This is a genomic window from Pantoea sp. F_5, from assembly GCF_008631595.1.
GTDB lineage: Bacteria > Pseudomonadota > Gammaproteobacteria > Enterobacterales > Enterobacteriaceae > Pantoea > Pantoea gossypiicola.
On the sequence record NZ_VWUO01000001.1, the window covers coordinates 337,321 to 355,703 of the forward strand.

Sequence of the window (18,383 nt, forward strand, 5' to 3'; positions counted from 1 at the left end):
GCTAAAAATCATTCTGTCAGAACCGTTACGTTTTGCGTCAGTCTGTACAGCTAAATCTAACAATAATACCGCCACGCTTCGCTTTTTCAGGGGCGTGTGACGCAGTTTTGTTTTGCCGTTTCTATATGCACCGGGTTGAGACGCCTTCTGTTGTTCAGAAGGTGAAACTATGTGTGAAGGCTATAAGCATAAAATAATTTTATGTTTATAGATTCAGTATATTAGCCAATCTGGTGGAATAGAGGTTACGAATGGCAGAGCTCACGCAAGGCCGTGTAGACATTATCTCGCGCGAAAACGGCACACTCCTCTCACAGACCGCTGGCGGTTCGTCACAATCCATTAACCTCACCGAACCCAGCGTTGTGCGCATCAGCGGCACGCGCGACATGGTGACGCAGTTCGAGCGCCAGGGTAACGATCTGGTGCTGAAAATGCGTGACGGCAGCACGGTACGCTATCAGAAATTCTTCCTCGACGACGCCGATGGTCAGCACAGCGAACTGGTGTTCGATGATGGGGTCAATCCACCGGAACATGCGCTCTTCCCGCAGACTGCCGAAGGTGCTGAACTCGCCTCCAGTTCGGTTACGCCCACCTATGAATCACTCGACAGCGCAGAGCCGCTGCTCCTGGCGGATAACACCAACACCTCAATGGGCGTGATTACAGCGGGCGGTCTGGGTGTGCTCGGCTTAGCCGGGCTGGCCGTGGGCATCGGCGGCGGCGGGGGGGGTGGTAACGGCGGCGGCAATGATGGCGGCACCGATCCCGGTACACCGGTTACGCCAGGGACGCCTGCCATCACTCTGAATACATTCGCTGGCGATGATGTACTGGATAACGCAGAAAAAGCCACCGATCAGGTGCTGAGCGGCACCACCAGCAATGTTGAAGCGGGACAGATTGTCACTGTTACGCTGGGCGGCCAGACCTACAACGCCACCGTAGGTGCGGACGGCAGCTGGAGCGTTACGATCCCGGCAGCGGCGCTGGCGGGACTTGCTGCTGGCACCACCACCATCGATGTCAGCGTCACTAACACAGCGGGCACGGCGGCCACCGGCAGCCTGCCGATAACCGTCACCGCCGCCGATCCTGGCACGCCTGCGACGCCAGCTATCAGCCTGAACCCGTTTGCGGGCGACAACCTGCTGGATAACAGCGAAAAAACCACGCCACAAACGGTATCCGGCTCCACCAGCAATGTTGAGGCAGGCCAGATTGTTACCGTCACGCTGGGTGGCCAGACCTACAATGGCACCGTGGGTGCGGATGGCAGCTGGAGCGTTGCGATTCCGGCTGCGGCGCTGGCAGGACTCGCGGCAGGCTCCACCACCATCGGCGTCAGCGTCACTAATGCTGCAGGCACGGCGGCCACCGGCAGCCTGCCGATAACCGTCGCCGCTGCCGATCCCGGCACGCCTGCGACGCCGGTCATCAGCCTGAATCCGTTTGCGGGCGATAACCTGCTGGACAACAGCGAAAAAGCCACACCACAAACGCTGTCCGGCTCCACCGGCAATGTTGAGGCAGGTCAGATTGTTACCGTCACGCTGGGCGGTCAGAGCTACAGCGGCAGCGTAGCAGGCGACGGCAGCTGGAGCATCACCGTGCCTGCCGAGGCACTGAGCGCGCTGGCCTCCGGCACCACCACCGTCACGGCAACGGTCACTAATCAGGCGGGAACGGCCGCCAGCGGCAGCCTGACTCTTACCGTAGAGGCACCGCTGACGCAGCCGGGTACGCCGGTCATCACCATCGACCAGTTTGCCGGGGATGACATCCTCAGCAATGCTGAGAAAAGCGGTGAACAGCTGCTGAGCGGCTCGACCACCAACGTCGAAACCGGGCAGATTGTCACTATCACGCTGGGCGACCAGACCTATAGCGCGCTGGTTGATGCGCAGGGCAACTGGAGCATCACGTTGTTGCCTGCACAGCTGAATGCGCTGGCCGCCGGGACGGTTGCCATTTCGGCGGTCGTCACCAATCAGGCTGGCACTGAGGCCAGCGAAAACCGCGCCATCAGCGTCGATACGCCAGTGGTTACGGGCCCGCCAGCGGTCACAGTGGATGACTTTACCGGTGACAATCAACTGAGTAACGCGGAGAAAGCCGCCGACCAGACGGTGACCGGCAGCACCAGTAACATCGAACCCGGCCAGCTGGTGACGGTGACGCTGGGCGGTCAGACTTACAGCGGCAGCGTGGACGCGCAGGGCAACTGGAGCGTCACATTGCCATCAGCAGCCCTGAGCGCACTGGCGGCAGGTGAAACCACCCTGTCGGTTTCGGTCAGCAATGCTGCCGGCAACACCGTGACCGGCAGCCTGCCGATCAGCGTGGAAGCGCCAGTGACGCAGCCGGGTGAACCGACCGTGACCATCGGTCAGTTTGCCGGAGATGACATTCTCAGCAACGATGAAAAAGGGACGGCCCAGACACTCTCCGGCACGACCACCAATATCGAAGCGGGCCAGACGGTAACCGTCACCCTGGGGGGGCAGACTTACCTGGGCACTGTCGATGGCAGTGGAAACTGGAGTGTGATTATTCCGGCAGCCGCGCTGGGCAATCTGCCCGCTGGCTCGAATGCCATTGGCGTCACCGTCAGTAACGCCGCTGGCGTAACCACCAGCGAAACCCGCGATATTTCGGTGGATGCGCCGACAACAGAGCCAGGCGTACCGGCCCTGACCCTGAATGATTTCGCGGTCGATAACGCTTTGAGCAACGACGAAAAAGCGGTTGATCAGCTGGTCAGCGGCACCACCAGTAATGTTGAAGCCGGACAGCTGGTGACAGTTACCCTGGGCGGCCAGACTTACAGTGCCAGCGTGCAGGGTGATGGCAGCTGGAGCGTCACCGTTCCGTCAGCTGCGCTCAACGCGCTGGCAGCCGGCACGACCACACTCACCGTTTCGGTCAGTAATGCGGCGGGCGATACGGCAACTGCCGCGCAGCCGATCACCGTCGAAGCTCCGGCAACGCAGCCGGGTCAGGCCACTGTGACCATCGACGCCTTTGCCGGGGATGACATCCTCAGCAACAGCGAGAAAGCCAGCGACCAGTTGCTGAGCGGCACCACCACCAATATCGCTGAGGGGCAGCAGGTTACTGTCACGCTGAACGGAGAGACCTTTACCGCCACGGTTGGCGCAGATGGCAGCTGGAGCGTCACGATTCCGGCCAGCTCGCTGGCCGCGCTGACAGCAGGAAGTGCGACCCTGAACGTCACCGTTAACGATCAGATCGGCACGCCAGTCAGCGAAACCCGCGACTTCCTCGTAGAGGCATCGGGCACCGCGCCAGGCACGCCGACATTAACCATCAATGCCTTCGCTGATGACAACGTCCTGAGCAACGATGAGAAGCTGGACGCTCAGGCGGTCTCCGGCAGCACGATCAATGTCGAAGCGGGACAGATTGTCACGGTGACGCTGGGCGGCCAGAACTACAGTGGTACGGTCGGGGCCGATGGCAGCTGGAATATCGCTATCCCTGCCGATGCACTCGGTGCGCTGGCGGCGGGCGCGGCCTCGCTGGTCGTGACGGTCAGCAATGCGGCAGGCACCACCGTCAGCGATACGCTGGGAATTATCGTGGAACCACCGGTTACTGAGCCGGGCCAGCCGGTGATCACGATCGATCAGTTTGCCGGTGATGATGTCCTGAGTAACGATGAGAAAACCAGCGACCAGCTATTGAGCGGTACCACTACCAACGTTGAGGCGGGTCAGACTGTCACGGTCACGCTGGGCGATCAGACCTACAGCGCCACGGTTGGTGCGGATGGCAGCTGGAGCCTGAGCGTCCCTGCCAGCGCGCTGGCGGCCCTGGCGACGGGCAGTGCCACTATCGCGGCCACGGTCACCAGTCAGGCGGGTGTAACGGTAAGTGAAGATCGGGTGATCGCGGTGGAAGCGCCTGCGGAGCCGGGCACGCCGACAGTCACGATCGCCCTGTTTGCCGGTGATGATCTGGTGGATAACAGCGAGAAGGCCGTCGATCAGACGCTGTCCGGCAGCACCAGCAATGTGGAGGCGGGCCAGACGGTCACTATTACCCTGGGCGGTCAGAATTACAGTGCGCTGGTCAACCCGGACGGCAGCTGGAGCGCGCAGATCCCGTCTGCGGCGCTCAGTGCCCTGGCGGCAGGCACCACGGCCATCACGGTCAGCGTCACGTCGGTAGCCGGTGCCTTAGCCACCGATAGCCGTGACATCAACGTCGCGCCGGCAGCCGGTGAACCGGGTGTGATCTCTATCAGCGAGCCTGTCAGCGTTGATGGTTTCCTCAACCTGCAGGAGTTGAGCAGCGATCTGATCATCGGCGGCTCGGCGGTGGGCGTCAATCCGGGCCAGGCGGTGCAGCTTAACTTCAACGGCAACAATTACAGTGCGGTGGTGGGCAGTAACGGCTTCTGGAGCGTCACCGTTCCGACGGGCGATCTCAATGGTATCACCGACGGTGTGAAACTGATCTCCGTCACCGCAACCGACGCCAGTGGTGCGCTGCTGACCGACTCCGCTCAGTTGAATGTGGTCACCACCACACTGCCGCAAATCACGCTGAATGAAAGCGCGCTTACCGATGGCATTCTTAATCAGACCGAAGCGGACAGCGATCTGCTGATCGGTGGCAGCACCGGTAAAGCGGTGGCGGGCCAGTTGGTCGAAGTACAGCTCAACGGCAAAACCTACAGCACTACGGTCAATGACGACGGCAGCTGGAACCTGACGCTGCCTGCCGCGGATCTCGCCTTACTGCCGCAGGGCGCTAACGGCCTGACCATTACTGCGATTGATGAGGCGGGCAACCGCGTGGATGAGACGCTGAACTTCAGCGTCGACACGCTGCCACCGAACCTGATTGTGGCGGAAGTGGCAGGCGGCGATGGCATCCTTAACAGCACGGAAGTGGCGGCAGGCGTGCCGGTCAGCGGTTCAGGTGCGCTGCCGGGCGAACAGGTAACGGTCTCGCTGAACAACGTTATTTACAGCGCAACCGTGGATGAGCAGGGCAACTGGACGGTGGATCTGCCGCCAGCGGCGCTGCAGGCGCTGTCAGATGGCAGCAGCTATACGCTGGTGGTTACCCTGACCGACGCCAGCGGCAACATCGCGACCCAGGCGCAGACGCTGGCCGTCAGCACGCAGCCGCCGGTTGCCACCGTTACCGCACCGGGCGGGGATGGCGTTCTGACCAATAATGAACTCACTGAGCCGCTGCTGATCAGCGGTACCGGCACCGCGGGCGACAGTGTAGCGGTCGGGTTAAACGGTAAAACGTACGCGGCTATCGTGGACGAAAACGGTAACTGGCGTGCATCCGTCCCGGTTGCCGATCTTGCCACGCTGAGCAACCAGACTTATCCGGTCACCGTGACTGTGACCGATCCGGCTGGTAACAGCAGCACGCAGGATACCGATCTGCGGGTTGCTACCGAAGCGCCAGCTCTGACTCTGAACCCTCTGGACGCTGACGGCGTGATCAACATCAGTGACGCGCAGCAGCCGCTGATTGTCAGCGGAACCGGCGACGAAGGTGACATCATTCGCGTCACGCTGAATAACCTGACCTACAGCGCCGTAGTGGCGCAGGGTGGCAACTGGAGTGTAACCGTTCCGGCTGCCGACCTGGCGGGGGTGCCCAATGGTACTCAGGTGGTCTCGGTTGTCGCGACGGACGCGGATGGCAATACCACGCCAGCCAGCAGTTCACTGATTTTCGCGACCACGCCGCCACTGCTGGAGGTCTCGACGCCGGGCAGTGATGGTTATATCAACATCGCTGAACACACGCAGGATCTCACCATCGACGGGCGCGGGGGGACACAGGGCGACACGGTGGCCGTCACTTTCAATGGTGAGACTTACACCGCCACGGTTGACACCAATGGTGCATGGAGCGTGACGGTACCCGCCGCCATCATCAGTCAGCTGGGAGACGCTCTCTACCCGGTTGACGTGGTAATCAGCGACGCTTACGGCAACAGCTCCACCGTCGCCTCCAGTGTCACGGTGCTGGCGGCAACGTCACCGGCGCTGACCATTGATCCTGTGACCGGCGACAATCTGGTCGACAGTGCGGAACAGCTCACTGACATTCTGGTCACCGGTAGCGTCACTGGCGTACCGGCCGGTCAGCCGGTATTACTGACCATTAACGGTCAGTCTTACGACGGTGTAGTGCAGGCAAACGGAAGCTGGAGTGTGACGCTGCCCGCCGGATCGCTGGGTGCCGCAGGCGATAAAACCTTTACCGTGGCGATTACCGACGTGGCCGGAAATCCGGCGCTGCCTGCCGAGGGGCAGTTCACCGTGATCGCGACCAACGTGCCGTCGCTGTCGATTGCCCCGATCAGTGACGACAACGCACTCAACGTGCTGGATGCGCAGAGCGATCTGATCCTTAGCGGCGGTTCTGCAAACCTGCCGGTGAACAGCCCGATCAGCGTGACGCTGGTGCCTGGCGGCACGCTGTACACCACCACAACCGATGAAACCGGTAGCTGGACCCTGACCGTGCCAGCCGCCGACCTGGCGAACCTGGCGCAGGGTAACACTACCGTTACCGTCTCCTCAGGGGATGTACTGACCAGCCAGACGCTGCTGGTGGCAACGACGCCGCTGGCAGAACCCCAAATCAACACGCCTTTCACTGACGGCATTCTTAACACTGAGGAAGCCAGCACAGCGCAGACGCTGACCGGCTCCGTCCAGCCAGGCCAGGCCGTCAGCGTGACCCTGGGCGGCATCAGCTATCCGGCAACGGTAGCGGGAAATGGTGACTGGAGCGTCACGCTGCCGCCAGATGCGCTACAGGCACTGGCGCAGGGCAGCAATCCCGTTACCGTGACGGTGAGCGATGTCGCGGGTAACAGCACCAGCATCAGTGAACCGCTAACGGTGGATACCGGGGTACCGGTGCTGACCGTTAACCCGATTGCCACCGACGGCATTATCAATGCGGCTGAAACAGCGACCGATCTGATCGTCAGCGGCACCGTCGCCCCGGGCAACAGCGTCAGCCTTGTGCTGAATGGTGAGACCTACAGCGCCACGGTTGCCGCGGATGGCAGCTGGACCGCCACCGTGCCCGCTGCCGATCTGCAGCAGCTGACTGATGGCCGTTACGATCTTAACGTGACCGTGACCAGCATCAGTGGCAACGTTGCCACCACGCCATTGCCGGTCACCGTGGATACCACCGCACCCGACTTCAGCATTAATGCGCCCGCTGGCGATGGCGTGCTGAACATCGCTGAGCAGGCTGCTGGTTTCAGCTTCAGCGGCGCAGGCAGTGAAGGCGACCGCGTCAGTGTGACGCTGAATGGCGTCACCTACACCGGCACGGTTGATGCTGACGGAAACTGGGCGCTGGCCGTACCGCCTGCTGCGCTTGCCGGTCTGACCAACGGCAGCAGCTATCCGGTGGTGGTCACCGTCACCGACGCGGCGGGCAACAGCAGCAGCCAGAACAGTGCGCTGACGGTTGCCACCACGTCGCCTCCGCTGGTGGTCGCGCCGGTCAGCGGTGACAACGCGCTGAGCACCGCTGAACTGGCGGAGCCGCTGGTTGTCAGCGGCAGCGGTCAGAACGGCGACATTGTCACGGTCCAGCTTAATGACCAGCTCTACAGCACCACCGTCGGCGTGAATGGGCAGTGGACGCTGCAAATCGATGCTAATGATCTGGCGGCTCTGCCTCCGGGCACGAATCCGCTCACCGTTACTGAAATCAATGCTAACGGCAACCAGAGCAGCCAGGTGGTTGATCTGAATGTGGCAACTTCACCGGACGTGCAGCCTGTGCTGACCGTCGATAGCAGCACCTTTGCCGGTGACGGTATCGTCACGGCCGCCGAACAGTTACAGCCGATTACGGTGCGGGGCAGCAGCAGTAATGTTGAGGCAGGGCAGCAGGTGATCATCTCCCTGAATGGCACCGACTACAGTGGCGTGGTCGGGGCCAGCGGGAACTGGAGCATTACGCTGCCTGCGGGCGCACTGGCGGAACTGGGCGAGGGCAGTCAGACGCTGAACGTCAGCGTGATCAACGCCGTCGGCAACAGTGCCAGCAGTCCGCTTAACTTCAGCGTGGACAACACGCTGCCCTCGATCGCGCTGGCACCGATCAGCGACGACAACTACCTCAATGCCCAGGAGCTGGGCGGTACCGTTGTGGTCAGCGGCAGCACCAACGGCCTGCCTGATGGCAGCATTATTACCGTGCTTGCCAACGGCACCACAGCCAGCACCAGCGTGGCGGCCGATGGAAGCTGGAGCCTGACCTTACCGGCAGGCACCTTTAACGGCGCGTCCGATGGCGCGCAGACGATTACCGCCACAGCCAGCGACGGCAGCGGACAACAGCTTGCCACCAGCGATGCTACCCTGACGGTGGTGGCCAGCACACTGCCGGTGGCCACCCCAGGCGTGGCCTTTAATGACGGCATTCTCAACGGCGAGGAAGCCGTCAGCGGCGGCGTGATCACCGGTAACACCGGCGTGCCCGGTGACGGCCAGACGGTTATCGTCACGCTGGGCGGCACTAACTACAGCGGCACGGTCGACGCAGCGGGTAACTGGCAGGTCGCGGTTCCGCCAGCGGCGCTCTCTGCGCTGCCACAGGGCACCACGCCTTACACCGTAGTGGTCAGTGATGTGGCAGGCAACAGCAGCCAGGCTGACGGCAGCCTGGTGGTGGATACCCTGCCACCGGTACTGAACTTCATCACCCCATCCGATGGCATTATCAACGCCGCTGAGAGTCAGCAGCCGCTGACGCTGACCGGCAGCAGTGAAGCCAATGCACTGATTGTGGCCAGCTTCAACGGCACCAGCCTGAGCACCACAGCAGACGTCAACGGCAACTGGTCGCTGGATCTGCCCGCCACGGTTTATACCGGGCTGGGCAACGGCACCTATCCTCTGACCGTGACCGCCAGCGACGCAGCAGGCAATGCCACCACCACCAGCCGCGATCTGGCGCTGAAAGTAGAGGCGGGCACGCTGCCGACTCTGACGCTGGATGCCTTTGCCGGTAATAATGTGGTTGATGGTGCGGAACGCCTTACCGATCAACGTCTGACTGGCTCCACGTCCAACGTCGAAGCGGGCCAGCTGGTCACCGTGACCATTGATGGCACGGTCTACAGCGCCGCCGTGCAGGCGAGCGGAGCATGGAGCCTGATCGTGCCAGCCGGTGCGCTGGCGGCGATTGCGGATGGCAGCGCCAGTTTCACCGTGGCGGTCAGCGACGTGGCGGGCAACACCACCACCAGTAATCTCACCTTTGACATTAACAGCAATGCGTCTGGCCTGGCGATGGATGCCATCAGTCAGGACAACTATCTGAATGCGCAGGAGCTGGGTCAGCCGCTGATTGTCACAGGCACCTCGGCGAATGTGCCTGAAGGCAGTCTGGTCACGCTGCTGTTTAACAACATCAGCTACACCGCGCAGGTCTCGGCCAGTGGTCGCTGGAGTGTGATTGTTCCGGCTGAGTCACTGACAGCACTCGCCGACGGGGCTTATACCGTCACGGTCACCGCGACAGACAGCGGCGGGGCAACCCTGAGCAGCGAAGCCGCGCTCAGCGTGCTGGCGACACTGCCAGCACCGCAGATCGTCTCTGCTTTTGGCGATGGTCTGCTTAACAGCAGCGACATCACTACGTCACAAACTCTGAGCGGCACCACAGGTGTGACAGGGGACGGCCAGACGGTGAGCGTGGTTCTCAACGGCGTGACCTACAACGGCACCGTCGACAGCAATGGCAACTGGCAGATCAGCGTGCCTGCCTCTGCGCTGGTCGATCTGCCGGAAGAGACGCTTAACTACACCGTTAACGTACAGGATGCGGCGGGTAACTCGGGCAGCAGCCAGGGCAGCGTCACGGTCGATCTGACGCCACCGACCCTGTCGCTTGATCCGGTTGCGGGCGATAACAGCGTCAATATCGCCGAAAGCACCGCGCCGATTGTGCTCAGCGGCAGCAGTAATGCCGAAGCCGGTCAGCAGGTCACTCTTACCCTTAACAACCAGATCTGGACCACCACCGTGACCCAGGATGGCGACTGGAGCCTGACGCTGCCCGCGGGTGCCCTGGCAGGGATCCCGGCCGGTGCGTATACCCTGACCGTGACGGTCAGTGATGCGGCGGGCAATCCGGTTACGGAGACGCGTGAAATCACCGTCGCAACCGGTGCCCTGTCGGTCAGCATTAATACACCCTTTGGCGATGGCTATCTTAACCAGGCTGAAACGACGGTCAGTCAGACGCTGAGCGGCAGCACCGGCGTTGCGGGCGCGGGTCAGACCGTCAGCGTGACGCTGGGCGATAATGACTACCCTGCCGCAGTCGATGCGCAGGGCAACTGGACGCTGACCTTAACGCCAGCGCAGGTGCAGGCACTGGGTGAGGGTGTGACGACCCTGGTGGTCAACGCCAGCGATGCCGCCGGTAACAGCGGTTCGCTGACCAGCGCCGTCACGGTCGATCTCACACCGCCTCCGTTAAGCATTAACCCTATCGGCGGCGACAACATCATCAATTCAGTTGAGGTGCTGGAAGCTGTCGCTATCAGCGGAACAGCCTCTGTCGCGGATGCCGGACAGACGGTCACCGTCAGTTTCCAGAATACCGATTACACCACCCGGGTACTCTCTGATGGCACGTGGCAGGTGACCCTGCCTGCCGGTGTCGTGCAGGGGCTGGCGGATGGCAGCTATCCGGTCGATGTGACGATCAGAGATGCGGCGGGTAACCTGACCACGGCGACCCAGACGCTGACGCGTGATGCGGACAGCCTGAATCTGCCGACCCTGACCATCGGGGCAATCAGTGACGATAACTTCCTTAATCAGGCAGAGTCGTTGCAGGATCTAAGCATCGGCGGCACCAGCACTAATCTGGTGGAAGGCCAGCTGGTAACGGTAACGCTGAACGCCATTCAGTACAGCGGCACGGTGGCGGCGGATGGCAGCTGGACCGTGATCGTTCCGGCCGCCGATCTGGGCAATCTGCCGGATGGCGATCAGCTGCTGGTCGTCGTCTCAGCGGATACGTCTGGCAATCCGGCCAGCGCCAGCGCCAGCCTGGTCGTGCTGGCCAGCCCGCTGGTTCAGCCAACGCTGACGATGAACGTGGTGGCTGGTGATGATGTGATCAATGCCACCGAGGCGACCGCGGATGTGGCGGTCAGCGGCGGCAGCACCCTGCTGGCGGCAGGAACGCCGGTGACCGTATCGTTTAACGGTACTGACTACAGCACCACGATTGACGCTGACGGTAACTGGACGGTGACGGTACCGTCTGCGGCCTTCATCAATGTCGCGCCGGGCAGCACGCAAACCTTTACCGTCACCGCCATTGATGTCGCCGGTAACCCGGCGGTCGCCACGCAGGAGGTCAGTTTCAGCACCACACCGCCTGTGCTGGCGGATATTACGGTCAGCGCGGGTGACACCCTTAACCTGGCGGAGTCGCTGCAGGATCTCACCATCAACGGCACTACCACGGGCGGCCTGCCGGTGACGGTGACGCTGAATAACGTCAGCTACACCACCACGGCGGATGCGGACGGGAACTGGACCCTCACCATTCCCACAGCCGACGTGCAGCAGCTGGCAGACGGCCCTAATGCGATCACTGTTTCGGTCACCGACGCGGCGGGCAATATCACCACGGATACCACTACCTCACTGGATGTCGCGTTTAACACGCTGCCAGCGCTGACCCTGAATACGCCGTTTGGCGATTCGCTGCTCAATCTGGCAGAAACTCAAGGTGCGATAACGCTGAGTGGTGACAGTACCAACCTGCCGGAAGGCAGCGTCGTGAACATCACTGTCGGCGATCTGACTTTCACTACCACCACCGATGCCAGCGGTACCTGGACGCTGAATCTGGCTCCGCTTGCGCTGGATGCCCTCGACAATGGTGTGACGCAGGTCGTCGTCACCGCGGCAGATGCTGCCGGAAATCCGGCGCAGGCCACAGCTGACGTTGAGATACTCCAGACCCCACCAGTTTCCGCAAACTTCGCTGCAACACAGTTCGGCGATAACGTGATTAACATCAGTGAAGCGGGTTCCGTTCAGCTGGTCACGGGCACGTCTAATCCTGTTGCGGGCCAGACCCTCAGCGTCACAGTCGGCGATGACAACATCCCGCTGTCGGTAACGGTCGATGCCAGTGGCAACTGGACGGCCAGCCTGACGCCGGAGGTGATCGCCAGCCTGGGGGCCGGTGAACACACGCTGACCCTCACCACCACGGATCGGGCCGGTAACAGCATCACAGAGACGCAGACGTTTGTCTCAGCGATTACCCCGATTGCCTCGCCAACGCTCGATACGCCATTTACGGATGGCCGTCTTAACGCGGCGGAAGCGGCAACGGACGGGACGCTGACCGGTACGGTCAACAGTGATGATCCGGCTTCGGTGGCGGTGACCATCAATGGCACCGTCTATGCCGCGACGCTCACTGATGGCGGTACAGGCTGGTCACTGACTCTGCCGCCTGCCGTATTGCAGTCACTGCCGGATGGCACCCTGCCGGTGACGGTAACCGTTACCGACGAGAACGGCAACATCGGCTCCACCACCGGCACGCTGCTGGTGGCGGTCAACACGCTGCCGGATGTCACGCTGAATCTGCCGTTTGGTGATGGTGCGCTGAACGCGGCGGAAGCAGGCAGCGAACAGATCCTCAGCGGCACGACCGGCATTACGGGTGCAGGACAGACGGTATCGGTGCTGATCGCTGGCTTTAATGGCGACCAGCCGCTGGCCGCCACGGTGCTGAACGATGGCAGCTGGTCGCTGGCTCTGTCTCCGGCACAGTTAGCCACCTTCACCAGCGGCACGCATACCATTACCGTGACCGCTACCGACATTGCGGGTAACAGTGACGTGACGGCCCTGAGTGTGGTAACCGAAGTGGCTGTGCCTGTGCCAACCTTCAATACTGGCGCGTTTGGCGGCGATAACGTACTGAATATCAGTGAAGCCGCGGCAGGCGTCACCCTGACCGGCAGCACCGGCAGCGTGGGGGATAATCAGGCGGTCAGCATCACTGTTGATCTCAATGGCAGTCTTTATTCCGGCTCGGTGGATGGCAACGGCAACTGGACCGTTGATCTTCCTGGCAACGCGCTGAGTTCTCTGGGTAACGGGACGCAAATCCTGACGGTTAACGTCGTGGATGCGGCGGGTAACAGCGCATCGGCACAGCTGCCGTTCACCACCGATCTCAGCGCGCCGCTGCCTGCGGTTAATCCGGAATTCCTCGGCGGCTATGTGAATAGCGATGATGTTGCTACAGGTATTACGCTCGGCGGCACCACCGGTGAGGCGGGCGCGAATCAGACGGTGCAGTTAACGCTGGGCGGCACGACTTACCCTGCAACAGTGGATGCCAATGGCAACTGGACAGTGCCACTGACACAGGCGCAGCTTTCAGCGCTGCCGGATGCCACCTATCCGGTCACCGTGACGGCAACGGATGCGGCGGGCAACAGCACGACCATTAACAGTTCGCTGGTGCTCGATAAAACCCCGCCGGTGCTTAGCTTCACAGCCTTTACTGGCGATAACGCACTGAACTACGCCGAGAGCATTCAGCCGCAGATCCTCAGCGGCACCGCGACAGGCGCTGAGACCGGTGCCGTTGTCACGGTGTCGCTGAATACCACCACCCTCGGCACAGCAATCGTTGACGGTAACGGCAACTGGAGCGTGACGCTGACGCCAGAGCAGATGGCCACCTTTACGCCATCGACCACCCTCGCGCTGGCAGTGACCGATCTGGCAGGCAATACCGCAACCAGCAGTGTCCCGCTGACGGTGGATCTGACGCCACCGCCAGGTCCGCTGGTCACGCTGGGCACGGTGTCAGGCGACAACATCATCAGCACCCAGGATGTCGCGGGTGGCGTCGTCCTGAGCGGCACCTCGGCTAACCTCGGTGCAGGTGGGGTGGTAACGGTGGTGGTCAACGGTCAGACCTATGCCACTACGCTGGATGCAGCGGGCAACTGGTCAACGGCTGCGTTGCCGGTCACCGCCTTCGGCAATGCGGACGGCAGCGTCGCCATCACGGTAAATGCCACTGATGGCACGACCCCTGTCACCGTCAGCGGTAATGTGCTGGTTGATCTGACGCCACCGGCTCTGACGATTAATGCCTTTGCGGGTGATAATCAGGTCAATGGTAATGAAAGCGCCACCAGCCAGGCAATTAGCGGCACCGCCGATGTCGGTGAAGCAGGCCGTACGGTGGTTGTGACCTTCAACAACCAGACTTACAGCGCCGTAGTGCAAAGTGACGGCACCTGGTCCACCACCGTTCCTGCCAGCGCGATGCAGGCTCTGACCGATGGCAGCACGCCGGTGATCACTGCGCAGTTGGCGGATGTCGCCGGTAACGTGACGACCGTGACACAGCAGGTGACGGTAGATACTGCTGCGCCACTGGTGCAGGTTGACGCGCTGGCGGGTGATAACGTGCTTAACGCCGCTGATCTGGCCGTCAGTCAGGTGCTGACCGGCAGCGCGCAGGGCGCAGAAGGGCAGACCATCGGTCTCTATCTGGGCGATGCCGCGCCGATCGCCACCGCAACGGTGGGTGCCGACGGCCGCTGGAGCATCAATCTTGAACCGAATGTCCTGTCAGGACTCACTGACGGTGCGCTGGTGTTTGGCGTGCGGGTCAATGATTTAGCCGGTAACCAGACTGACGCCACGCTGACAGTCAACAAAGTGGTTAACAGTGCGCTGACGCTGGTGGTTGATTCGGTATTCGGCGACGGCACGCTCAGCGCGCTGGATACCACGGTGGCGCAGACCATCTCGGGAACCGCGACGTCGGCGGGCGTCGGGGCCACGGTATCCGTGGTACTGGGCGGCACCACGCTCTCTGCTTCTGTGGGACAGGATGGTAAATGGGCCATCGTGGTGCCCCCTGCGGTGCTGGATCTGGTCACCGACGGCAATCTTGCGGTTGACGTTACCCTGACGGATGCGGCAGGAAACACCCGCACCGTGGGTGAGACCGTCACGGCGATTGTCGATGCGGTGCCGGTGGTGGGCGCACTCACCGGACTGTTTGGCGGCGATAACCTGCTGAACATTGCGGAAGCGGCAGCCGGGCAGCTGGTAGGTGGCGTGATACAAAATGCGGCGGCAGGTTCACAGGTGACGGTGACCTTTGGCAGCAAGAGTTACAGCACAACGGTGCAGGCAGGCGGAGCGTGGAGTGTTAGCCTGCCGGGCAGCGATCTTACCTCACTGCTGGATGGCAATCTGACGCTGGGCGTCAGCGTCCGGGATGCGGCGGGTAATGTCGCCTCGAATAGTGCGACGATCGGCATCTTTACTCAGACACCATCCATCTCCCTGACCTCTCTGTTTGGCGATGGCGTACTGAATCTGGCTGATATCGCCACGGGCCAGGTCATCAGCGGAGTGGTGAACAACGTTGCGCAGGGCAGTGTGGTGACGCTTTCAGTGGGCAACAGCCAGCTGACCGCGACCGTGGGTGCGGGCGGAGCCTTCAGCGCCACGGTGACGCCGGATATCCTGGGCACCTTGGCGCAGGGCAATCTGACGGTCGGCGCGTCAGTAACGGATGCAGCGGGGAATACCGCCAGCACCAGCGCCGGTATTCGCGTCGATACGCTGCTGCCAACCATCACGGTTAATCCACTGTTTGGTGACGGTCTGCTGAACGTGGCGGATGCGCTGGTAACGCAGGTGATTGGCGGCGTCGTCGGTGGTGCAGAAGCGGGATCGCGGGTTGTCGTATCGGTGGGATCACAGCAGTTTGTGACGGCAACCGATGCCAGCGGCAATTTTAACGTCTCACTGACGCCCGCGCTGTTGCAGGGGATTGCGGATGGCAATCTTACCGTTGGCGTCAGCGTCACCGACAGCGCCGGTAACACCAGCAGCACCACCGCCGGCGCGCTGGTGGGCATTCACAATCTGCCGAAGGTTACGCTCAATCCATTGTTTGGTGACGGCGTGCTGAACCTGGCGGAATCGCTGGTTACCCAGACCATCAGCGGCACGGTCTCCGGCGTGGCAGCGGGCAGCAGCGTCAGGCTGGCCATTGGCAACACAACGGCCACCGCGCTGGTCAACGCCGATGGCACGTTCTCGACTACCGTTTCGCCCGCTGTGCTCTCGACGCTGCTGAACGGTAACTTTACCGTCAGCGCGGCGGTCACCGATCCGGTCGGCAACGTCAGCAGCACCAGCGCAGGCGTATCACTGGGACTGGTGCAGCCAACCCTGACGGTGAATACGGTGTTCGGCGACGGGGTTCTGAGTGCCGCCGATCTGGCCTCGAACCAGACCCTGAGCGGAACCTCCAGCCTGTCGGCCGGTTCCACCGTCAGCGCCACGCTGAACGGCCTGACCTACACCACCAAAGTGGTGAGTGGCGGCAACTGGAGCATCAGCGTTCCGAAAGCGGATCTTGCCGCCATCACTGACGGCAGTAAAACCGTGACGGTGACCGGCACCGATGCCTACGGTAACGTGGCAAACAGCAGTGGAACACTGAGCGTTATCAGTCAGTCAACGCCTGTGGTCGCCATTACCTCACTGTTTGGTGACAATGCGCTGAGTGCAGCCGATGTCAAAACCGCGCAGACTATTTCAGGTACCGCCAGCAACGCCGAAGGATCAGTGATACGCGTTACGCTGGGTGGCCAGACTTACAGCACCACGGTGAGCAGCAACGGCAACTGGAGCCTCTCTGTACCGGCGGCCAATCTCGCTGCGATTGCGGATGGTCTGCAGACCGTGACGGCCAGCGTCATCAACGGCGCGGGCAGCACTGGTTCTACCTCGGCGTCACTGGGTGTTGTGAGTCACACCACGCCGACCGTCAGTGTGAACAGTTTCTTCGGTGGCGATGGTTATCTCAACATCGCGGAAGCCAATACGGCTGAAACCATCAGAGGAACCAGCACCAACGCGGCGGGCGGTACGGTTACGGTTAACGTGGCAGGCAATGTCCTTACCACGACCATCGGCGCGAATGGGGCATGGAGCATCAGCGTGCCGTCAGCGACGCTGAAAGGGATCGCAGATGGCAGTCATCCGCTGACCGTCACGGTGACGGACATTGGGGGCAATACCGCGACCAGCAGCAGCAGCTTTACTGCGCTGTCCCATAATCAGCCGGTGGTCGGGGTTGATCCCGTGCTCAGCATCGTGGGTTCTCTGCTTACCGGCCTGGTCGTGCAGGGGGGATCGCTGAATGCCGCTCAGGGATCGAAAGTCAGCGTGACGCTGCTGCTCTCCAACGGCAGCAACGGACCGACGCTGAACACCACCACCGATGCGCTGGGACGTTACGCGGTTAACTTCTCACCATCACTGCTGTCGGTGGGCGGCCTGCTGTTGTCGCTGAACACGCTGGCAAAAGTCTCCATCACTGACGTGGCCGGTAACAGCTATACCACCACCAATACCCTGTTGCTGGGTTCGCTGCTGCCGGTCACGCTGGCGGCCACCGAATCGGTGGCGCTCTTCTCGGTGGTGGATGACAGCGCTGCCGTCGCCAGTACCAGTGTGGAAACGCAGCATAACAGCAGCACCAGCAGCGACGATAACAGCGCCCATGTAGCCGTGGCCTCGACGCTGATTACCGAAGCGGATGCGGTGACGCCGGTCAGCAGCATTGAAACCGTGGTGGCCAGTGACACTGCTGTAGCGGCGGCACCGGCAGAGGAGGTGGGTTACACCATTGGCGGCGTCGTGATTACGCTGGCCGATGGCAGTACGGCAGAAGGTGCTTCGGTGACCGGCAGCAGCGGTGCGGACACTGTGACGGTCAGCGATCTTAACTTTACCCATATTGATGGCGGCGCAGGCACCGATACTCTGGTGCTGAATGGTGAGTATCTCAATCTGGATCTCACCGCGCTGGGCCTGAAAGTTGAACACGTTGAAGTGCTCGATTTGGGTAAAACCGGCACCAACTCTGTGAAACTCGATCTCAATGAGGCACTCACTATTACGGACAAACAGAGTGATGATTTGCTGATCAAAGGCGCAGATGGCAGTCAGGTCACACTGGCGAACAGCAACGGCGGTATCTGGGAAGTGACCGGCGAGCGCACGGTGGAGGGCAGAGTCTTTGAGATCTACCACAACTCGGCGCTGACCAGTGAAAACACCCTGGGTGATGTGCTGGTGCAGCAAAACCTGCAGGTCCATGTGGTGTAGTGACGACAGTTCTGCCTGGCCAGTCTGAGAAGCGGGTGCGTAAGCACCCGCTTTTTTTGTTTTAGTCACGTAATAATTTCACTTTCCAGATTATCGCCACTATTCATTAGCAGAATGAAAGATTAG

General features: G+C 61.5%; 1 protein-coding gene. It reads left to right on the forward strand.

The features are described from left to right. The first annotated feature begins 251 nt into the window (after nucleotides 1-251). Nucleotides 252-18,257 carry an Ig-like domain-containing protein gene (locus F3I44_RS01655; RefSeq protein ID WP_150019229.1) on the forward strand — a complete coding sequence of 6,002 codons (18,006 nt, stop codon included), beginning with the start codon at nucleotides 252-254 and terminating at the stop codon, nucleotides 18,255-18,257. The last annotated feature ends 126 nt before the right edge of the window (nucleotides 18,258-18,383 follow it).

Bases quoted from the DNA above. Each gene is read 5' to 3' on its own strand.
- F3I44_RS01655 (WP_150019229.1), top strand. From the start codon at position 252: ATGGCAGAGCTCACGCAAGGCCGTGTAGACATTATCTCGCGCGAAAAC.